The sequence below is a fragment of the Saccharothrix isguenensis genome (assembly GCF_052936305.1).
The window spans coordinates 7,940,984-7,961,506 of record NZ_CP193626.1 but is presented as its reverse complement, the minus strand read 5'-3'; the positions used below and the strand labels follow the sequence as shown (position 1 = coordinate 7,961,506).

Here is a 20,523-nt window from a genome sequence, read left to right as displayed (position 1 = left end):
GCCGTGTCCGAGTGGTGTGGCTAACCCCCAGGTGGCCGTCTGTTCCGACATCGACATGTGTGGAAGGCTGACGGAGGTCACGGAGCGTGACCCTTGGGGGGAGGGGGCGCTCGCAGGCTGCTGTGGCGAGGGAGGGCTCAGCGTGCGCCGCTGGCCACTGTGGACGCTCAGGCGGTCCGCGCTGGCCTACTGGCTGCTCGTCTACCTCGGCGCACTGGCCGTCGTCGTCTTCGCGATCGTGTCGTCACCGCAGCCCACACCCGTCCAGATCGGCCGGTTCGCGGCCATCGCGGGCACCGCCGGCGCGGTGATCATCGGCACGTCGATCTACAGCAACCGGGTCGGCGAGCCCGAGCGCAACCCGTGGGCCGCGCACCTCTGCTACCTCACGGCGGGCCTGGTGGTGCTGCCGTGCAACCTGCTCGTGCTGCTGCTCTTCGGCCCCGCGCTGCACGGCGTGCTGGCCCAGCGCCCCGAGTCGCACCGCTGGGTGTTCACCCTCTCCGCCACCGCGCTGGCCGTGTTCAGCACCCGTTACGTCATCGGCTGGGCCGAGCCGAGCACGGACCTGGCGGTCATGGTGCTCGGCGCGACGGTGCTGCTGGTGGTCCGGGCCGGCCTGATCGCGCTGGGCCTGAAGCTGCGCAACCCGAGCGCCCGCGCCGAGGAGGTCGTCGGCGAGCCCATCGACGTCGTGCTGGGCGTCGTCGCCGTCAGCATCGGCGGCCTGATGGGCTTCGCCTCCGCCACCACCGCGGTGCACGCGCTGATGGCCGGCCCGCCGCTGGCCCTGCTGGAACGCGCCGCGCAGCTGCCGCACTGGCGGCGTTCCGCGCAGCGCGACGCGAAGACCGGCCTGGCCAACGCCGTGCACTGGGACAGCCGGGCGCGGTACGAGCTGTCGAAGGCGCGGACCCGCCACCGGCCGATGGCCGTGCTGCTGCTCGACCTCGACCACTTCAAGAGGGTGAACGACGAGGTCGGCCACCTGGCGGGCGACTCGGCGCTGAGCGCGGTGGCGCTGCTGCTCACCAGCACCGTCCGCGGCGGCGACCTGGTCGGCCGGTTCGGCGGTGAGGAGTTCGTCGTGCTCCTCCCCGACGCGGAACCGGCCGTCGCCCGTTCGGTGGCCCAACGCTTGCGGCACGCCGTGGCGGAACTGGCCGTGCCCACGGTCGGCACGGACGGCCGGGAACACCTGCTCACCGGGCTGACCGTGAGCATCGGCGTGGCCACCACCCAGCGGTTCGGCTACGAGCTGCCCGACCTGCTGGTGGCGGCCGACGCCGCGCTGCTCGCCGCCAAGGGCTACGGCCGCAACCTGGTCGAGATGGCCTGACCCGCCTACTTGTTCCCGCTGTGCTCCGAGTCGGGGCGCTCCTGGTCGCCGACGTCCTCGACCCGGTCCCCGCCGGTGTCCACCGGCCCGCTCTCCTGCGGCTCGAGGACGTCCACCTGGCGCGGCGCGACAGTGCGGTCCGACTCGGACAGCAACGACCTGATCCCCGAGTTCAGCACCGCCAGCAGCGGCACCGACAGCAGCGCGCCCGAGATGCCGCTGACGACCAACCCGGTGGTGATCGCCAGCACCACGGCCAACGGGTGCAGCTTCACCGCGCGTCCCAGCAGCAGCGGTTGCAGCACGTGGCTCTCCAGCTGCATCACGCCGATCAGCACGGCCAGGATGATCAACGCCTCGATCGGCCCGTTGGCCACCAGCGCCACCAGAACCGCCACCGCGCCGGTGATCACCGCGCCCACGATCGGGATGAACGCGCCGAGGAACACCAGCGCCGACAGCGGCACCACCAGCGGCACGTCCACGATCCACAGGCCGATGCCGACGCCGACCGCGTCCACCACGGCCACCAGCGCCGTCGCCCGCACGTACGACACGAGCGAGGCGAAGCCGCGCCGTCCCGCCACGTCGGCCCGCTCGCGCACGTCGTGCGGCACGATCCGGATCATGAACTTCCAGATCCCGTCGCCGTCGTGCAGGAAGAAGATGAGCATGAACAGCGCGAGGATGATCCCGGTCAGCAGCTCGCCGACGGTGGCCGCAGTGGTGAGCGCGCCCGACGTGATCTCGGACTGGTTCTCCTTGATCGTCTCGACCACCCGGTCGAGGTACTCCTGGAGCTGGAGGTCGCTCAGGTGCAGCGGCCCGTCCCTGAGCCAGCCGCGGATCGTGTCGAGGCTCGCGCCCACCTGTTCCTGCAACTGCGGCAGGCCCTTGGAGAACTCGGTGATGACGAACGTCAGCACCCCGCCGACGACCGCGATGCCCCCGATCAGCACCAGGCCCGTGGACAGACCGCGCGGCACTCCGGCCCGGGTCAGCTGGGAGACCGCCGGCGACAGCAGGGCCGCCAGCAACAGCGCCACCCCGGTCGGGATGATGATCGTGGCCAGGAAGCCGACCACGTGGAACACCACGTAGAGGGCGGCGACCACCGCTACGAACCGCCAGCTCAACGCCGCGGACACGCGCAGCATCCGCGGCACCCTCTTGCTGATCTCCGAATCCATCCCCGTCACGCTGATCACGGTAGCCCGCACCGGCCTCGCGAGCGGGCTGCTCCGACATCGCCGGTGCTCCGTTCGGGCATGTCGAACCACACGTTTCGAGTTGCGGCGAACCCTGGCGGAACCGGCGGTGGGGGTGATCGGATCGGAACGTGACCGCCGACGACACCGCCGAGACCGTCGACGCCCGGACCACCGCCGCCGCTGAGACCGCCCGGACGACGGCCGACGCCGCCCGGACCGACGCCGCCCGGACCGCCGCCCGGACCGCCGACGACGCCGTGCGGGCCGCGTTCGCCGCCGGACGCCCGCTGCGGTTCGACCCGAGGACGCCCAAGCGCGACCGCACGGTCCGCGGCGAACTCCTGTCGTCCCTCCTCGCCCACGGCCCCCGCAACGCCGCCCTCCGGCTGGTCGGCGCGAACGTCGTCGGCCTGTTCTCGGTGGAGGGCGCGCGGGTCGACCAAGTGATCGACTTCCTCGACTGCACCTTCGAACGGCCGCCGGACTTCCGGATGGCCCGCCTGGTCGGCCTGCGGATGCGCGGCTGCAAGGTGCCGGGCCTGTGGGGCCGGAACCTGCGCGTCGCCAGCGACCTGGTGCTGGAGGCCGGCTTCACCAGCGACGGCGTGGTCGACCTGACCGACGCCACGGTCGACGGCACGTTCCGGCTGGCCGGCGCCGTGCTGCGGGGCAAGGGCGGCGACCACGCCCTGCTCGCCGCCCGCATCCGGCTGTCCGGTTCCCTCCAGGCCATCGCGCTGCGCGCGGGCGGCGAGGTGCGGCTGCGCGGCGCGAACGTCGGCGGCAACGTGCACCTCGGCGGCGCGCGCCTGCTCAACGCCGGCCAGAACGCGCTGGACGCCACCGGCGTCACCATCGCGGGCAACCTGTTCTGCGACGCCGAAGGCGGCCGGTTCACCGCCGAGGGCCGCATCCTGCTGGACGGCGCGCGCGTCGGTGGCAGCGTGGTGTTCTCCGGCGCCCGCCTGCACGCCAGCGTGGTCGACCGCCCGGTGCTGGTGATCCCGCGCGGCACCGCCGACGAGGCCGCCGCGCTCGTCGCCGACCGGATCAGGGTCGACGGCAACGTGGAGCTGGACGACGGCTTCACGTCGTCCGGCACGGTCCGCCTGCCCAACGCCGACATCGGCGGCTACCTGCGGCTGTCCGGCGCGGTGATCGGCCGGCAGGACGCGGTGGCGGACCTGGCGGACACGACCGGCGAGCAGCGCATCCCGGTGGCGCTGCACGCCGACGGCATCCGCGTGCAGGGCGACCTCGAAGCGCGCGGCGCGGTCGACGGCGGCTTCCACGGCGACGGCGAGCGCGACTCCGCCCTGCGCGCGTACGGGCAGGTGCGCCTGGTGGACGCGCACGTGAGGGGAAGCGCGTCCCTCTCCGGCGTGCAACTGCACGGCCCCGGCATGGACGTCCTGTTCGCCGACCGGTTCCGGGTCGGCGGCACGCTGTTCCTCCGCGACCTGCGCGCCCAGGGATCGCTGCGCCTGCAGAACGCCGAGATCGGCTCCACCCTCGACTGCTCCGGCGCGTCCCTCCTCGCACCGCGCCGCCGCCCCGACGGCACGGTGAAGCCGTCGCTGGACGCCCGCGTGGCCACCATCGGCAAGGACTTCCTGTGCAGCCACGGCTTCACGGCGGTCGGCGGCGTGCGGATCCGGCTGGCCGAGGTCGGCAAGATGGCCACGTTCGCCGGCGCCCGGCTGGGCGGTCCGGACAGCGACATCGCGTTCAACGCCTACGGGCTCACGGTGAGCCAACTCGTGCTGCGGCTGTCCGAGGACCGCATCCCGGTCGGCCGGGTCGTGCTGACCAGGGTGAGCGCGACGACCGTGATGGACGGGCCGGGGCTGTGGGCCGCGACCGGCGGGGTGGACGTGGAGGACTTCACGTTCAGCTCGATCTCGTCCACGCCGCACGTCGGCGTGCGCACCCGGCTGCGGTGGCTGCGCGAGGTGCAGCCGGACTTCGCGCCCGGACCGTACGAGCAGCTGGCGGCGGTGTACCGGGACGGCGGCGAGGAGGAGCTGGCGCAGGTCGTGCAGCTGGAGAAGCAGCACCGGCGCTACTCGGAACTCGGCGTGGCGGGCCGGGTCTGGGGCTTCCTCCAGCGCTGGACGGTCGGCTACGGCTACCGGCCGTGGCTCGCGATCGCGTGGCTGGCCGCGTTCTGGCTGGCCGGCGCGGGGTGGTTCCTGGCCCACGAGATGCCGAAGCTGAACGAGGACGAGTCGCCGTCGTGGAACGCGTGGCTGCTGTCGATGGACCTGCTGATCCCGATCGTGGACCTCGGCCAGGACGGCAAGTGGCGGTTCAGCGGCGCCTCGCAGTGGATCTCCAGCACGCTGATCGCGGTGGGCTGGATCCTGGCGTCCACGGCCGCCGCCGGCGCGGCGCGGGTCCTCAAGCGGGTCTGATCACTCACCGTCGCGACCGACAACACGGAGTGTTCGTCACACGATACGGCGAACAGGGCGGCGAATGAGTGCGCGGCCGGCTCACCTACTGGCACGCTCTCGGTCGTCGGCTTGATCATCGGATCACGTCGCCGGCGAATCCCGGTGCTTTTCGGCGGAGGTAGCAGTGATGTCGCGCGTTGACCAGCGAGTGGGAACGGGGGCGAGCCGCGTTCGGCGGCTGCTCTCCCGCGCCCTGCTGGTCGTCGGCGGCACGCTGGCCGGCTCCGCCGCCGCCTGGGCGCTGGCCGCGGCTCCGGCGTCGGCGCAGGAACCGGTAGACCAGGTCACCGGCATCACCTCGCTCACCGACGTCACGGGGGCGGCGCGGCACGACAGGTTCGAGGCCGCGCTCGACGCGACCACGCAGAACCCGGTCGTGCCGGCCCCGATCGGCGAAGCCGTCCGGGAGCTCGACACCGCGCTCCGCACCTCGCAGGTGCGTGAGCCCAGCCCGCCCATCGGCCGCGTCACCGGAGAGCTCCGCGACGCCGTCGACCACGTGGGCGACTGGTTCCAGACGCGCTCGCCCCAGCCGTCGCCCGCCGACACGGTGGTCGACGGCACCGAGGCGCAGCGCGTCACCGAGGCCACCCCGGCCGCCACCGCCGTTCCGGTTCACGCCGGTACCCCGGTGGTGCAAGGGGTGCCCCACCCCTTCAGCCGCACGTGGCTGGAGATGTCCCGGCAGTCGAGCACCGCACTGCCGGGCGACACCGGGTCGTCGCTGCCCGGTGACCCGTCCGGACTGCCGTTGATGCCGTTCGCGCCCCTCGGCGCGCCGGTCCACTGCTCCTGCGGTGGCGACGCTTCCGGATCCGCCGGCGGCGGCAACGGCCCGTTCTCGGCCGTCTCGGCCGACCGCTACGACGCTGCGGTGGCGCGGGCTCTGTTCCCCGCCACCGAGCGGAACGTCGTGATGCCGGGCAAGCAGCCCGGCATCACGCCCGACTGACCACAGCGCGCGGTCCGCGGCAGCTCTCCACGAGCTGACCCGGTAATCGACCGGCGCGCTGTTCGTCTGCGCTCATCTCCCGGTCGACATGCCGCGCCTTCCCCGCCCTCCGATCAGGGTGGTCGTCCGTCTGTGACGCGGTCTCCGCGTCCGACCGCCCTTCACCTCCCGCAAGGGACACCGAAAGAAGGAGAACTCATGCACACCTGGGCCAAGCGCGGTCTCCAGACCGCACTTGTCACTGGTGGTTTGCTGATGCTCGGTACGGGCATCGCTTCAGCCCAGGACAACGTCAACCCCGACGCACCGCCGAACCCGCTCGACGCGAAGGTGCGCATCCCGGTCGACGTCGACCACAACAACCTGGGCACCCCGGTGGGCAACCGCGACCTGCCGACGATCCACCGGGAGATCGGCACGCCGAGCGTGGCGAGCCTCCTCCCCCGCCGCGTCACCGGACCGGCCAACCCGCTGGTGCGCACCGCGCAGAAGCGGCTCGGCGGGGTCGACACGACCCACGTGACCCGGGGCAACACCGCCGACGCCGACGTGGTCGTGCCGTTCAGCGCCTGCGGCAACGCGGTCGCGGCGGGCGGCGACGCCTACAGCGACGGCACCTGCGCCCGGTCCGTCGCCAGCACCGGCGACATCGAGACCGACGGCTCGTACGGCACCCTGGCCGGCAACGTGGCGCACGGCGCCGCGGCGGTCTCACCCCAGGTCGACGGCAACGCGGTCGCCGCGCTGGCCAACGCCGAGACGCGCGGCTCCTCCGAGCAGCAGGCCGTGGCGGGCGGCGACGTCAAGACCTCCGGCCAGGACGGCTCGCTGTCCGGCAACATCGCCGCGGTCCAGGGCGCCGTGCCGGTCCAGGTGACCGACAACGCGGTCGCCGCGGGCGGCAACTCGCACAGCGAGGCCTCCGCGTCGAACAGCACCGCCGCCGGCGGCTCGCTGAGCACCACCGGCGACCGCAGCTCCGGCGGCGGCAACGTCATCGGCGCGCCGCTCGCCCCGATCGTCGCGGTCAGCGGCAACGGGGTCGCCGCGGCCGGCACCGCCGACGCGATCTCCGAGAACCGGGCCTCCGCCGACGCGGGCGACACCCGGGTCAACCGGTACGGCACGCCGATGTGGTCCACCACCTCCGGCGACGGCAGCACCCTGGCCGGCAACACGGTCCAACCCGCGTTCGCCGGTCCCGTCACCACGGGCGACAACGCCATGGCGGGCGTCGGCCTCGCGAACGTCGACAACTCGATGGAGCACACCGCCGAAGCCGGCGGCAACAGCTCCTCCTCCGGCCAGGACTCCGTGCTGTCGGGCAACTTCGCCGACGCGCCGGTGGCGCTGCCGGTGTCCAACGCGGGCAACGCGACGTCCGGCCTCGGCACGTCCACGGCCCGGCACTCGAACGAGGCCACCGCGACCGCGGGCGGCGACACGTTCACCAACGGCGACCGGTCCGTGCTGTCGTCCAACGGCGCGCACCTGCCGCCGGCCGGCGCGGTCGACCTGTGCGGCAACGGCAGCACCGCGGGCGGCATCGCCGAGGGCGGCTGCCGCAACGACGTCATCGCGGACTCCGGCGGCTACAACGGCACGACCGGCAACGACGCGGTCGGTTCCGGCAACGTCGGCCAGGTCCCGATCGGCGCGCCGGTCGAGGCGTTCGGCAACGGCGTCGGCGCGGCGGGCACCCCGTCCGGCCGGGCCACCGAGCACAAGGTCATCCGCTCGGGCCGCGTGCCGACCAGCATCGACGACAACGGCACGGTGTCCAGCAACGTCGTGTCGGCCCCGACCGCCCTGGGCGGCCAGGTGTTCGGCAACTCGGGCGGCGCGGTCGCCAACCCGACGTCGCGCACCGACAGCGACACCACGATCGACCTCGGCAACCCGCCGAGCGCGAACGGCCAGCACGGCTCCGCGTCGGGCAACGTCGTGCACGTCCCCACCTCGAACCCGGCGCAGGTCTTCGGCGACTCCGTCGTCGGCGTCGGCAACGGCGCGTCCGCCGTGAACAGCCGGATGGACTCCCGTTCGGGCGGCGCGGCGATGACCACCGGCGACGAGGGCTCGCTCTCGGGCAACGTGGTGTCGCTGCCGGAATCGTCCTCCCCGCAGGTGTTCGGCAGCGCGGTCGGCGCGGGCGGCAACGCCCGGTCCGACAGCACCAACGACTTCGCCTCCCGCTCCGGCGGCGACGTGCAGACGTCCGGCGACGACGGCTCGTTCTCGGGCAACGGCGTCGGCGCCCAGCCGGCCGTCCCGCTGCAGGTGTTCGGCGACGCCGTCTCCGTCGCCGGCAACGGCTCGTCCCGGACGGACAACAAGTCCGGCCTGGTCGCCGGCGGCAGGCACCTCACGTCGGGCGAGGACAGCGCGTGGTCCGGCAACCTGGTCACCGCCCCCGCGGGCGTGGCCCCGGCGGTCCACGGTGACGCGGTCAGCGTCGGCGGCCTCGCCGACACCGCGACCGGCAGCCGGTCGACCAGCTGGTCCGGTGGCGAGACCACCACGTCCGGCCACGGCGCGGGCAGCGCGCGGGACATCGAGGCGCCCACCGAGGCGTTCGCCCGCCTGTTCGGCATCCCGCTGGACGTGCTCGGCACCGCCACCGCCAACACGCAGGACCGCAACGACATGCGGACCGGGGCGGACAAGGCGACCGACGGACCGTCCGCCGACGCGACCCGCGGCATGGGCGTCGAGCTCCCGACCTCGATCGACAGCCTGCTGGGCGTCACCGAGCTGCCGAGCCTCGACATGCTGCGCCACCTGCCGCTGTACACGCCCCGTCTGGGCGGGCTGCACGGTCTGCCGGTCAAGGGCCTGGTCGACGTCGACCAGGGAGCCCGCGGGCTGCTGGCGCCGACGTCCGGCCTGGCGCTGCCCGCCGCCCCTGACCTGGATGGGGCGACGACCGTGCTGCCGAAGGTGGAGCTGCCGACCGAGCAGCTGCCCGCCGTGCCGGGGGCGGACGCGCTCGCGCCCGTCACCGACCGGCTGCCGCGGATCGGCGACGTCGACCCGCTCGGCAAGGTCGAGCAGACCCGTCACGCGCTGCCGGGTGTCACGGAGCGGCTCTCGGGCCTCACCCGCGAGCTGCCCGAGTCGGGCGAGCGTTCGTTCACCGGCACCCTGCCGGTGAACGGCACCCTGCCGGTCGTCGGCGAGATCGGCACCGTGCCGAGCCTGGACCGCCTGCCGCTGAAGAGCGTGCCGGTTGCCCACCAGGTCACCCGCGGCCTGTCCGTGGCGGTCCCGGCCGCGCTGCCGTTCGTGCTGCCGGTGCCCGGTCTGGCGCAGCCGCGCACCGCGGCCCCGGCCGTGCCGCAGATGTCCCTGACCGGCCTGAACGTCAACCCGACCCAGGGCTTCCGGGGCAACGACCTCGCGGACCGCACCCAGGCGCCCGCGCTGGCCGGCATCGACGCCCGCACCGTGTTCAGCTCGCTCGAAGACACCACCGTGATGCCGCGCATCTGATCCACCACCCTCCCGCGACCGGGCCCCTGGCACACCGTGCCGGGGGCCCGGTCCCGTGTCGGGCCGCTGCACCGGATCGCTGCGTCGAGCCACTTCCGCCGAGCCACCGGGTCGGGTCGGCGCGCCGTCCTGGATCAGGTGCGCAGGCGTTCCTCCACGTGCGAGATCACCGAGTGCAGCGGCGCTTCGCCGTCACTGGTCACCCAGCACACCCGCACGCCGGGCCGGACCCGTGCGCCGCCGAGCCGCACCGCCCGGCCGGCCAGCTCGCGCACCCGCTCCGCGACCGCTTCACCGGTGCCGTCCGGGTGTTCCGCGACCACGGCGAACGAGCCACCGCCGTACCGCGCGACCGTGTAGTCCGCCCGTAATCCCTGCCGCAGCCGGCGGGCCACCACCGCCAGCAACTCGTCACCCCGACGGAAGCCGTGGACCGCGTTCACCGACGCCATCCGGCGCACGTCCGCCAGCACCAGCGACGCCAACGCGCCCTGCGTCCGGGCCCGGGTCAACGCCTGGTCCAGCCGGTCGAGCAGCAGCGCCCGCCCCGGCAGACCGGTCAGCGCGTCGAGCAGGTCGGCGCTGTGCGGCACGTCCGACCGCACCGGCCGGAGCAGCACCAACACCTGGCCGCGCAAGGTGATCGGGTGGTACTCGGCCCACACCTGGGCGTGCGGCAGCACCATCGGGATCGTCAGCGGGGACCCGGTGCGCAGCACCTGCGCGGCCAGTTCGGCGCAGCTGGGCAGCGGGGCCCCGGAATCGTCACGGGCCAGGGCGTCACCGAGCAGCGTCGACGCCAGCCGGTTCGCCGCGAGGACCACGCCGTTCTCGTCCTGGAGCAGCACCCCGAATGGCAGTTCGGAGACGAGCTCGTCCCACACCGCACGGGAAGCCGTTATCTGCACGGTACTCATGGACTCGTGCCTTCCGCCGAGCGCAGAGCCTGTCCGTGAAGAGCCTCCACTCGGGCAACGGGCTTTTCAATAGGCCCGACGCCACCCGGTCCGGTGATCTTTGGCCGGCGGTGTAACGCCCAACCGCCCGAGCATCCCGGCGAAGTCCTCCTCGGACACGATCGGCACCCGGTACGCCCGCGCCCGCTGTGCCTTGCTCGACAACGTGAACGGGTCCGCGGCCACGAGCACGCGGGTCGCCTTGGTCACGTACCCCTGGCTGACCAGCCCGAACGACGCGGCCCGGTCGATCCACTCGTCCCGCGGTGAGTCCATCTGCCCGGTGAACACCACCCGGTCGCCGCGCACCAACGCCACCAACTCGGCCCGCCGCTGCGGAACCGCCGCCGCCGCCCCGCGCCGCACCTCGACCACGTCGTCGTCCAGTGGCACGTCCGGCGCCGGCTCGGCGTCCGGCACGCCGAACCTGACGTAGTGGGCGAACAACCGCGCCGTGGCACGGGCGTCGTGCAACGCGGAGTGCGCCGATTCGAGCACCACGCCGGCCGCCTCGCAGCAGGCCTTCAACGACCGCCCGGTCCGATTCGGCAGGTAGCGGTCGGCGAGCCGCATCGTGCACAGGCCGCCCACCGTCAGGTCCACCCCGATGCGGGCGAACTCGGTGGTCAGGAACCGGGCGTCGAACGACAGGTTGTGCGCGACGACCACCCGCCCCGCCAGCCGTGCGGCCAACGCGCCTGCCGCCTGCGCGAACGTCGGCGCGTGCCACACGTCCGCCGCGCGGATCCGGTGCACGTGCTGCGGGCCGAGATCACGTCCGGGGTTGAGCAGGGTGCACCACTCTCCGGTCACCAGACCGGCGGAATCCAGCTGCACGACAGCGACTTCGACGATCCGGTCCGAACCACGCGCGGCGAACCCGGTCGTCTCCACGTCGACCACGGCGTACTCCATGATCGGCGAAGACTACCGATCATGGTCACCCCCTCAGCGCGCGGAGCACGAGATCGACCACCGCGTCGACGAAGTCCCCGGTCAACGGCGCGGTCCGCAACAACCAGCGCTGGTAGACCGGCCCCAGCAACAACTCCACCGCCGCCGACACGTCGACGTCGACCCGGACCTCCCCCGACCGCTGCGCGGCGACCAGCCGTTCCTCCAACACCACCCGGCGCGGCACCAGCAGCAACGTCACCAGGTCCGTGCGGGCCTCGTGCACCAACACCCGGCACACCTGGTCGAACCGCCGCTCCGCCAACTCCTCCACGGCGACCCGCAACTCACGCTTGAGATCGACGGCCAGGTCGCCACTGGGCGCCACACCAGCCCAGACCGGCCCCAGCTCCACGAACGCGTCGAACAGCAGCGGGCCCTTCGACGGCCACCACCGGTAGATCGTCTGCTTCCCCACCCCGGCCCGAGCCGCCACCGCCTCGATGGTCAACTTCGAGTAGCCGAGCGCCTCGACCAACTCCATCGCGGCCACGAGGATCGCCCGCCTCGAACGGTCGCTGCGCCGCGCCGCGTCGGGTGGCATCCCTTGATCGTATGCGCACTTCTGCGGTCCGGGAACGCACCGACGACCACCAGAGCGCGCGTGACCCGTCGATCTCGATCCGTCGAGGGTCACGGCGACCGGTCCGGACGCGTCACAGCCCCGGCGGCTTGGACCGATGGAATACTCGGACCGTGGCCGACCACAGCGACGACCTACCCGTGCTGGTCGTCGACGGTGCGCGCTTCTCCGATCTCGACGGCTTCGCCCGCGAGTTCTCCCGGCTGCTCTGCCACTACACGTGGCGGGGGAATCTGGACGCCTTCAACGACGTGCTCCGAGGAGGCTTCGGGACGCCTGAGAACGGATGGGTTTTCAGGTGGCTCAACTCCGAGTCGTCCCGATCCGCGCTCGGGTACGAGGCGACAACCCGGTGGCTGGAGGGGAATCTGCTCACCTGCCACCCGTCGAACCGAGCCGCCGTCAAGGCCGGGATCGACAGCGCGCGGCGTGGCGAGGGACCGACGCTGTTCGACGTGATCGTCGACATCATCCGCCACCACGGACCCGGTGGTGACGAGTCCGAGGACAACGTCTTCCTGGAGCTGCTCTGACCGACGTCAGCCCTGGGCGAGGTCGGCGAAACGGCTGTAGTGGAGCTGGTGGGCGACGGTGATGGTGGCGGTCGGGCCGGCGCGGTGCTTGGCGATGATCAGGTCCGCCTCGCCCGCCCTCGGGTCGTCGCGTTCCCACGCGTCCGGGCGGTTGATCAGGATCACCATGTCGGCGTCCTGCTCCAGCGAACCGGATTCACGCAGGTCGGACAGCTGCGGGCGCTTGTCGGTGCGTTGTTCCGGGCCACGGTTCAGCTGGCTGATCGCGATCACCGGCACTTCGAGTTCCTTGGCGATCAGCTTCAGGTTCCGGGAGAACTCGGACACCTCCTGCTGCCGCGACTCGGTCCGCTTGCCCGACGACATCAGCTGCAGGTAGTCGACGATCACCAGCCGCAGGTCGTGCCGCTGCTTCAACCGCCTCGCCTTGGCCCGGATCTCCATCATCGTCAGGTTCGGCGAGTCGTCCACGAACATCGGCGCCTCGCTGATCTCACTCATCCGCCGCGCGAGCCTGGTCCAGTCGTCATCGCTCATCCGCCCACCGCGCATGTCACCGAGCCGGATCCGCGCCTCGGCCGACAGCATGCGCATGACGATCTCGGTGCGCGACATCTCCAGCGAGAAGATCGCGCTGGTCAACCCGTGCTTCACCGAGCACGACCGCGCGAAGTCCAGCCCGAGGGTCGAGTTGTGGGTGGGGATCATCGACCGGCCGGCGAGGTACAGGTGGTCTTGGTTGTCCACCTCGACGCAGCGCACCGGCACACTCGGGATCGGGCGGACGTCGACGATGAATCGCGACCCGGTCCGCACCGCGGACCTGGCGCGCCGGCGTTCCTTCAACACCAGTCGCTTGCGCTCCAGGCCGAACACGTCGTCATCGGTGCCGAAGGTCAGGATGTAGGCGGTGGAGGTGCTCTCACTTCGCCCGCGAACCCGCTTGGTCGTGGTCGAGCACCGGTAGCCGAGGCTCACCACCAGCTCACGAACGTCCTCGGCGAGGCGCTGGTTGGTCACCGCGAATTGCACGGACCCACCGGTCGTCACCGTGCCGTCGGTGTCGAGCAGCCCGGCCAGAAGCGCTCGCCGCTGCGCGACGGATGCCCTGAGGTAGACCGCCGGGATGTGCTTGTCACCCAGCACACCGAGGCCGCGCAGGAGCGCCTGAACGGTCTCGATGCTGTGGAGCAGACCACCCCGCGGCACCACGTCGTAGCCCTCGGCCTCGATGTTCCACGCGATTTCGGGATCCGCCGTGGTGAACCTGGCACCGGCGGAGTGACCGTCACCCAGCCACGCGCCGAGCGTGTACGGGCCGATCGGCAGCGACGCGTCCGGCAGGTCCAGCGGACGAGTGTTGGCCACCGAGTGGTTCAGCCGCCGGTCCGCCGTCTCGCAGCGCAGGCTCGCGGCGATCTCCCGCGTGGTTCGCACGCCGCCGGCGTCACGCTGGTCGCGCCCCGGACCGGCCGTCTTGTGCCGCGCCGAACGGCGCGAAGCCCGGGTCTCGGTCAGCCACTGGTGTTCGGCATCGGCCACTAGCACCGAGCCGTCGGAGAACTCGACCTCGTAACACGGCCGGCCCTGCATGACAGCGGTCGCGGCGACCACGGTGGTGGGCAGACCGTCCGCACCGATGAGCTGGTCGCCGACTGCCACCTCACCCATGGTCGTCCAGCCGGTGGGCGTGGCGAGCGGGGTGCCGAGGGCGAGGGCCTTGCCGACGCCGGGGCGCGCCGCGACGATGATCATCTGACCGGGGTGCAGTCCGTTGGTCAGCTCGTCCAGGTCCGCGAAGCCGGTGGGGATGCCGAGGGACGAGCCGCCGCGGGAGGCGATGGCGTCGATCTCGTCCATGGTCGGCTGGAGCAGCTCCTCCAGCACCACGTAGTCCTCGGTGGTCCGGCGCTCGGTGACCTCGTAGATCGCCGCCTGCGCCCGGTCCACCACCTCGTCCACGTCGGCGCCCTCGGCGCCGTTGTACCCCAGCTGGACGATCCGCGTCCCCGCCTCCACCAACCGCCGCAGCACGGCCTTCTCCGCCACGATCTCGGCGTAGTAGGACGCGTTCGCGGCCGTCGGCACGGTGGCGATGAGGGTGTGCAGGTACGGCGCCCCGCCGACGCGCAGCAGCTCGCCCCGCCGCTCCAGCTCCGCCGACACCGTGATCGGGTCCGCCGGCTCACCCCGCCCGTACAGGTCGAGGATGCAGTCGTACACGGCCTGGTGCGCGGGCCGGTAGAAGTCGTTGGGCGCCAGGACCTCGACCACGTCGGCGATCGCGTCCTTGCTCAGCAGCATCCCGCCCAGCACCGACTGCTCGGCGGCGAGGTCCTGCGGCGGCTGCCGTTCGAAGCCGGGCTCGGCCATGCCCCGGTCGTCCACCAGCGCCACCGTGAGCTCACCCCAATCTGCTGCCGTGCGGATGTTGTACCCCGTGGGTCCGACAATTTTCGGCTAGGCCACGCTCGGCGATTCAGCGACGCTAGAGCCACCTGGATGGCGTAGGCAAACGAGCCTGTGGACAACCCGGTGGACAGCTTGGGGATGGGCGCGCCGAGCTGACCACAGGCCTGGGGAAAGCTGTGGACAACCTGGGTACAACTCGGCCTTAGACAAAAGTATCCGCAGGTCAGACCCTGTGGATAAGTTTGTGGAAAAGTAGTGGGTCACACCTTCGGCGTGTCGCGTGTAACCGCCGGCACGGCGTGTCGCGGGCAACGTGTCACAAGGGTTGTCCACAGCCAAACGCACGAAAGCGCCGTCCGACCAGAACACCTGGTCGAACGGCGCGTCCGGTGGAGAACGTCAGCTCGCGTTCGCGACCTCGACGGCGAGCGACACGGTGACCTCCGGGTGGAGCCGGACGTTCACCGAGTGCTTGCCGAGGGTCTTGATGTGACCCGCGATCTCGACGGCCCGCTTGTCCAGCGTCGGACCGCCGGCCGCACGCACGGCCGACACGACGTCGGACGAGGTGACGGAGCCGAACAGCTTCTTCGAGCCCGCCGCGGCCTTGGCCTTCAGCGTCACGGAGCCGAGGCCTTCGAGCGAGGCCTTGATCTCCTTGGCGTGGTCCAGGTCGCGGACCCGCCGGTTGTCCTGCGCCCGGCGGATGACCTCGACCTGCTTGGCCGCGCCCTTGGTGGCGAGGATCGCCAGGCCGCGGGGCAGCAGGTAGTTGCGGCCGTAGCCGTCCTTGACCTCGACGATGTCGCCGGGGCCGCCGAGGCCGGTCACGTCAGCGGTGAGGATGAGCTTCACGATGCCCTCCCCTTTCTCAGCGAGCGGTCGAGGTGTAGGGCAGCAGCGCCATCTCGCGGGCGTTCTTGACTGCGACCGCGACGTCGCGCTGGTGCTGGGAGCAGTTGCCGGTGACCCGGCGGGCGCGGATCTTGCCCCGGTCCGAGATGTACTTCCGGAGCAGGGTGGTGTCCTTGTAGTCGATGAGGTTGGCGTTCTTGTCCTTGCAGAACGCGCAGACCTTCTTCTTGGGCTTGCGCACAGGCGGCTTGGCCATGTGTGAACTCCTGGTATTACGCAGTGAAGTGTGGAGTGGACCGGTGCCGGGTCTAGAAGGGGGGCTCGTCGGCGAAGCCACCGGAGCCGGCCGGCGGGGCGGAGCCCCACGGGTCGTCGGCCGGGGCGCTGCCGCCGCCACCGCGAGACTGACCGCCGCCGCCGAAGCCGCCGCCGCCGTCTCCACGGCTCACCTTGTTGACCTTCGCGGTCGCGTAGCGCAGCGAGGGGCCGATCTCGTCGACCTCAAGCTCGATGACGGTGCGCTTTTCGCCTTCCTTCGTCTCGAAGGAACGCTGGCGCAGCCGCCCGGAAACGAGCACGCGCGAACCGCGGGTGAGCGATTCGGCCACGTTCTCCGCGACCTGACGCCACACGTTGCACCGCAGGAACAGCGCTTCGCCGTCCTTCCACTCGCCGCTCGCCTTGTCGAACGTGCGAGGGGTGGATGCCACGGTGAAGCTCGCCACCGCGGCGCCGGACTGGGTGAAGCGCAGTTCGGGATCGGCGGTCAGGTTCCCGACCACCGTGATCGTCGTCTCGCCTGCCATGGGGAGGGCTCCTAAGCCTTCTTGGCAGCCTTGACCGCGGCCTTGGCGGCGATCCTCGCCGCGACCTTGGCGGCCTTGGCGGGCTCGCGACGGATGACCTTGGTCCGGAGCACCGTCTCCTGGAGACCGAGCTGGCGGTCCAGTTCCTTCACTGCTTCCGGGCTGGAGATCAGGTCGAGGACGGCGTAGATGCCCTCGGGGTTCTTGTTGATCTCGAAGCTCAACCGGCGCTTGCCCCACACCTCGACCTTTTCCACGTTGCCACCCGTGGTGCGGATGACGTTGAGGAACGTGTCGAGGGACGGCGCGATCGTGCGCTCGTCGAGACTGGGGTCGAGGATGACCATCACTTCGTAATGACGCATGAAGACCACTCACCTCCTGTGGACTCGGCGGCCACGGACGTTCCGTGGCAGGAGGGTCGTCGCGTCAGCAACTTCACGAAGGGTAACAGGCCCCGGACGTGCCCCTTTGCGCGGCCTCGCGGCCACCCGGCGTTCGGGCCACGGCGTTCGGGCCGGAGGTTCGGGCAGGGGTTCTCGCCGAGGGGTTCGCGCCGAGAGGTCAGGCCAGCGCGCGACGCAGGACCCACGTCCGCACGAGCGCGCCCGTCACGCAGGACAGCAGCAGCACGGCCAGCAGCACGGGAGCCGCGACGCCGCCGCCGCCCATCCGACCGATGCCGGGCAGCGCCTGGGCGCGCCCCGCCGTCTGCACGCCGTCCGCGTCCTCCCCGCCGGGCAGCCCGTAGCCGGGCCGGTAACCGGTCACCCCGCCGCCGTAGCGCACGCCCGGTGACGGCGCGTACTGGCCGGGGATGGCGAACGGCAGGGAGCCGTAGCCGAACAGCGGCACGCGGCCGAAGTTGCCGCCCCACGGGTTCGAGCCGTACAGCGGCACGTCCAGCCCGCCGACGCCGCCGATCGGGTCGAACGGGCGCTCGCGCTCGGTCGGGGTGCCGGGGGTCGTCGGGTTCGGGGTGCCGCCGGGCTGTCCACCCGGCTGCCCCGTCTGCGGCGGCTCGTTCGGCGAAGGCTTGGCGCCCGGCAGGCCGGGGATCGCGCCGACGGCCTGCTGGGAGCCGTCCGCGATCGCCTTCGACCCGTCCTGGACGGGCGCGGCGACGGCGTTGACGCCCTGCATGGTGACGCCGCACAGCTTGGTCAGCTCGGTGCGCACGCCGTTGGAGAGGGTGACGATGACCGGCCCGAGCAGCGGCAGCTTGGCCAGCTCGGCGTTGACCTTGTCCGCGATCTCGCCGCCGGTGACCACACCGGTGTCGGTGGGGATCAGGCCGATCGGGATGGGCGGCAGGGCGGAGAACGTCTTCCGGAACGGGTCCGCGAGCGGCGGCCCGAGCAGCGGGATCGCCCGGATCAGGTTGACCACCGGGTCGAGCACGGCGGTCGGGCTCAGCGACACGGGCGTGCCCGGCGTGCCCCGCACGGTCGTCGCGCAGCTGCCCACGACGACGGGTTCGGCGGCCGCGGCGGCCCCGGACCCGGCGGCGGCTCCTGCCGCGCCGACCGCGAACACGACGGCGCCCGCGCTCAACAATCGGGTGAGCCGGGTCCGCATGGCTGGCCTCCTGGCGGTGCAGGGTCCGTTCACGACCCTGGCGAGCACGGGTACCTACTTGCAAGTAACGAGCGTAGGTGCAGATGGTGACGCGAACCATCCCCGCGATGACAATTTTCCTATCGGCGGCGGTCGGCGATGCGTTGCAGCGCCCGACTACCCTGCACAGTCATGCGCATCGGGGCCCACGTCCGCGACGACGACCCGCTCGGCGCCGCGGTCGAACGCGGCGCCGACGTGGTCCAGTTCTTCCTGGCCGACCCGCAGGGTTGGAAGGCGCCCGCGCCACACCCGCAGACCGACGGGTTGCTGGCCTCTGACCTGGACGTCTTCGTCCACGCGCCGTACCTGGCGAACGTCGCGTCGCTGAACAACCGGATCCGCATCCCGTCCCGGAAGATCGTGCTCCAGCACGCCGAGGCGGCTGCGAAGGTCGGCGCCAAGGGCCTGATCGTGCACGGCGGGCACGTCACCAAGGGTGAGGACCCGGAGCAGGGCATCGCGAACTGGCGGAAGATGTTCGAGCGGCAGGCGGACAGCGGCGGTTTCGCCGTGCCGATCCTGATCGAGAACACCGCGGGCGGCGAGAACGCCATGGCGCGGACGTTCGACATGCTCGGCAGGCTGTGGGACGCGGTCGGCGAGTTCGACGCCGGGTTCTGCCTCGACACGTGCCACGCGTTCGCCTCCGGTGAGGACCTGGTCGGCATCGTCGACCGGGTGAAGGCCATCACCGGCCGGATCGACCTGGTCCACCTGAACAGCTCGCGCGACGAGTTCGGCTCCGCGCGCGACCGGCACGCCAACATCGCGTCCGGCACGATCGACCCGGGGCAACTGGTCGCGGTGGCCGCCGCCGCCGGTTCCCCGGTGCTGGTCGAGACACCGGACGAGGGCCAAGCGGCGGACATCGCGTTCCTCCGCGAGCACCTGGGCCGATGAGCGCGACACGGGAGGTGGTGGCCGTGCCCGAGCGTGCGGACGCCGGGTCGCGGGTGCCGCGGTTCGGTCGCGTCGCGCTCGCCGCGGTCGTCCTCCTGTGCGGGCTGACGATGTTCGTCGGCTTCCTGAACAAGGACCGGTGCACCGGTCCCGAGTTCGACCAGTGGGGCCGCAGCGCGCCGGACTACGAGGAGCGCAACAAGGCCGAGGTCTGCTACTCGGACATCCAGCACCTGTGGATCGGCCGTGACGTCGACCGGCACGTGTTCCCGTACGTGCACGGCAGCATCAACAGCAAGGGCGTGCTGGTCGGGGGCGTGGTCGAGTACCCGGTGCTGACCGGGCTGCTGATCTGGGCCGGTGCGATCTTCGCGCAGACGGACGCGGCGTTCCTGCTGTTCTCGGCGTTGCTGATGGCGCCGTTCGGGCTGGCCACCGCGTGGCTGCTGGGCAAGCTGAGCCGGTGGCGGGCGCTGATCTGGGCGCTCGGTCCGCCGATGGTGCTGTACGCGTTCCACAACTGGGACCTGCCGGTCGTGTTCTGCGCGGTGGCGGCGGTGTACGTCGTGCACCGGGGCTGGGGGCGGCGTGAGCGGCCGTTGGTGGTACGCGCGGTGGTCGCGTCGGTGCTGCTGGGCATCGGTTTCGCGTTCAAGATCTACCCGGCGATCTTCGTGCTGCCGCTGTGCCTGTACGTGCTGACCGGCGGTCCGGGCGGTCGAGAGCTGCCGCGCGGGGTCCGGTACGACTGGGTGGGCGCGTCGCGGGTGGCGCTGGCGTCCGTGCTGACCGTGGTGCTGATCAACCTGCCGTTCGTGGTGGTCGGGTTGGAGGGCTGGAAGGCGTCGTTCGCGTTCCAGGGCCTGCGGCGGGTGGACATCACCACGAACTCGATCTGGTTCTGGTCGATGCGCCCGTTCATGTCGGACGTGACGATGCAGACGGTCGTCGGCGTGCTGTCGCCGGTGGGGATCGTGGCGTCGTTCGCGCTGGCGTGCTGGATCGGGTGGCGGCGGTACGCGCGTGAGGGCAGCTACCCGTGGGTGCCGGTGTCGGCGGCGATGCTGTGCGGGTTCCTGCTGCTGCACAAGGTGCACTCGCCGCAGTACACGCTGTGGCTCGTGCCGATGTTCGTGCTGCTGCGGGTGAACTGGGCCTGGGTCGCGGCGTACTTCGCGGCCGACTTCGCGATGGGCGTCGGCATCTTCCGGTGGTACTACGCGATCGAGTTCGGTGAGCCTTCGGGCATCTACGACGGGTTCTCGGCGCAGGCCGTGGTGATCGGCGTCTGGGGCCGCGCGGCGCTCCTGGTGGCTTTGTTCTTCGTCTTCCTGCGTTCCGAGGTGACTTTCCAGGACCGCAAGTTCGTCCGCCGCCGCCCACGCTCGGAACCCGCCGCAGCCTCCTGACCTGCGAAGCGTTGCGCCGGCGCACATTTGGAATATCCCGCCGGG

17 protein-coding genes are annotated in these 20,523 nt (G+C 71.8%); 7 read left to right on the top strand and 10 right to left on the bottom strand.

Features of this window, described 5'->3' with window-relative positions; all coding sequences use genetic code 11:
* Positions 1-142: 142 nt before the first annotated feature.
* Positions 143-1,339 carry a GGDEF domain-containing protein gene (locus tag ACRAKI_RS36130; RefSeq protein ID WP_447004940.1) on the top strand — a complete coding sequence of 399 codons (1,197 nt, stop codon included), beginning with the start codon at positions 143-145 and terminating at the stop codon, positions 1,337-1,339.
* A 5-nt stretch (positions 1,340-1,344) separates the two neighbouring features.
* Here the strand turns inward: ACRAKI_RS36130 and ACRAKI_RS36125 are convergent, their stop codons facing one another.
* Positions 1,345-2,529 carry an AI-2E family transporter gene (locus ACRAKI_RS36125; protein WP_447008609.1) on the bottom strand — a complete coding sequence of 395 codons (1,185 nt, stop codon included), beginning with the start codon at positions 2,527-2,529 and terminating at the stop codon, positions 1,345-1,347.
* A gap of 149 nt (positions 2,530-2,678) precedes the next feature.
* On the opposite strand from ACRAKI_RS36125, the gene ACRAKI_RS36120 reads away from it, so the two are divergent.
* The 3 genes from ACRAKI_RS36120 (at position 2,679) to ACRAKI_RS36110 (ending at position 9,450) form a co-directional block, all read left to right on the top strand.
* Positions 2,679-4,964, top strand: coding sequence for a hypothetical protein (locus ACRAKI_RS36120; RefSeq protein ID WP_447004939.1), 2,286 nt, complete (start codon positions 2,679-2,681; stop codon positions 4,962-4,964).
* Between the two features lie 169 nt (positions 4,965-5,133).
* Entirely contained in the window at positions 5,134-5,958 is an 825-nt protein-coding gene (locus ACRAKI_RS36115) for a hypothetical protein (protein ID WP_447004938.1), read from the top strand.
* 198 nt (positions 5,959-6,156) lie between these two features.
* Entirely contained in the window at positions 6,157-9,450 is a 3,294-nt protein-coding gene (locus tag ACRAKI_RS36110) for a hypothetical protein (protein WP_447004937.1), read from the top strand.
* Positions 9,451-9,584: 134 nt separating this feature from the next.
* Here the strand turns inward: ACRAKI_RS36110 and ACRAKI_RS36105 are convergent, their stop codons facing one another.
* From ACRAKI_RS36105 to ACRAKI_RS36095, 3 genes are all read right to left on the bottom strand, one after another.
* Positions 9,585-10,367 carry a diguanylate cyclase domain-containing protein gene (locus tag ACRAKI_RS36105; RefSeq protein WP_447004936.1) on the bottom strand — a complete coding sequence of 261 codons (783 nt, stop codon included), beginning with the start codon at positions 10,365-10,367 and terminating at the stop codon, positions 9,585-9,587.
* 66 nt (positions 10,368-10,433) lie between these two features.
* Complete coding sequence (locus tag ACRAKI_RS36100; protein ID WP_447004935.1) at positions 10,434-11,321, bottom strand: exonuclease domain-containing protein; 888 nt, start codon at positions 11,319-11,321, stop codon at positions 10,434-10,436.
* Between the two features lie 25 nt (positions 11,322-11,346).
* Positions 11,347-11,904 carry a TetR/AcrR family transcriptional regulator gene (locus ACRAKI_RS36095; RefSeq protein WP_447004934.1) on the bottom strand — a complete coding sequence of 186 codons (558 nt, stop codon included), beginning with the start codon at positions 11,902-11,904 and terminating at the stop codon, positions 11,347-11,349.
* 152 nt (positions 11,905-12,056) lie between these two features.
* On the opposite strand from ACRAKI_RS36095, the gene ACRAKI_RS36090 reads away from it, so the two are divergent.
* Complete coding sequence (locus ACRAKI_RS36090) at positions 12,057-12,476, top strand: barstar family protein (protein WP_447004933.1); 420 nt, start codon at positions 12,057-12,059, stop codon at positions 12,474-12,476.
* 6 nt (positions 12,477-12,482) lie between these two features.
* Here the strand turns inward: ACRAKI_RS36090 and dnaB are convergent, their stop codons facing one another.
* The 6 genes from dnaB to ACRAKI_RS36060 form a co-directional block, all read right to left on the bottom strand.
* Positions 12,483-14,873 (bottom strand): replicative DNA helicase, encoded by a 2,391-nt coding sequence (gene dnaB / locus ACRAKI_RS36085; protein ID WP_447004932.1) that lies wholly within the window; start codon positions 14,871-14,873, stop codon positions 12,483-12,485.
* Positions 14,874-15,287: 414 nt separating this feature from the next.
* Complete coding sequence (rplI, locus tag ACRAKI_RS36080; protein ID WP_447008608.1) at positions 15,288-15,746, bottom strand: 50S ribosomal protein L9; 459 nt, start codon at positions 15,744-15,746, stop codon at positions 15,288-15,290.
* A 13-nt stretch (positions 15,747-15,759) separates the two neighbouring features.
* The gene (rpsR, locus tag ACRAKI_RS36075) at positions 15,760-15,999 is read right to left on the bottom strand and encodes a 30S ribosomal protein S18 (protein ID WP_015805710.1); all 240 of its coding nucleotides are present in this window, start codon (positions 15,997-15,999) and stop codon (positions 15,760-15,762) included.
* A gap of 52 nt (positions 16,000-16,051) precedes the next feature.
* Positions 16,052-16,549 carry a single-stranded DNA-binding protein gene (locus tag ACRAKI_RS36070; RefSeq protein WP_033436338.1) on the bottom strand — a complete coding sequence of 166 codons (498 nt, stop codon included), beginning with the start codon at positions 16,547-16,549 and terminating at the stop codon, positions 16,052-16,054.
* Between the two features lie 11 nt (positions 16,550-16,560).
* Entirely contained in the window at positions 16,561-16,914 is a 354-nt protein-coding gene (gene rpsF / locus ACRAKI_RS36065; protein ID WP_081915380.1) for a 30S ribosomal protein S6, read from the bottom strand.
* Between the two features lie 199 nt (positions 16,915-17,113).
* Positions 17,114-18,127 (bottom strand): hypothetical protein, encoded by a 1,014-nt coding sequence (locus tag ACRAKI_RS36060; protein ID WP_447004931.1) that lies wholly within the window; start codon positions 18,125-18,127, stop codon positions 17,114-17,116.
* A gap of 171 nt (positions 18,128-18,298) precedes the next feature.
* On the opposite strand from ACRAKI_RS36060, the gene ACRAKI_RS36055 reads away from it, so the two are divergent.
* Positions 18,299-19,069 carry a deoxyribonuclease IV gene (locus ACRAKI_RS36055; RefSeq protein WP_447004930.1) on the top strand — a complete coding sequence of 257 codons (771 nt, stop codon included), beginning with the start codon at positions 18,299-18,301 and terminating at the stop codon, positions 19,067-19,069.
* On the top strand, positions 19,066-20,478 hold the full coding sequence (locus tag ACRAKI_RS36050) for a glycosyltransferase family 87 protein (protein ID WP_447004929.1): 1,413 nt from the start codon (positions 19,066-19,068) through the stop codon (positions 20,476-20,478). The genes ACRAKI_RS36055 and ACRAKI_RS36050 overlap by 4 nt, the downstream gene beginning before the upstream one ends.
* Positions 20,479-20,523 lie beyond the last annotated feature (45 nt).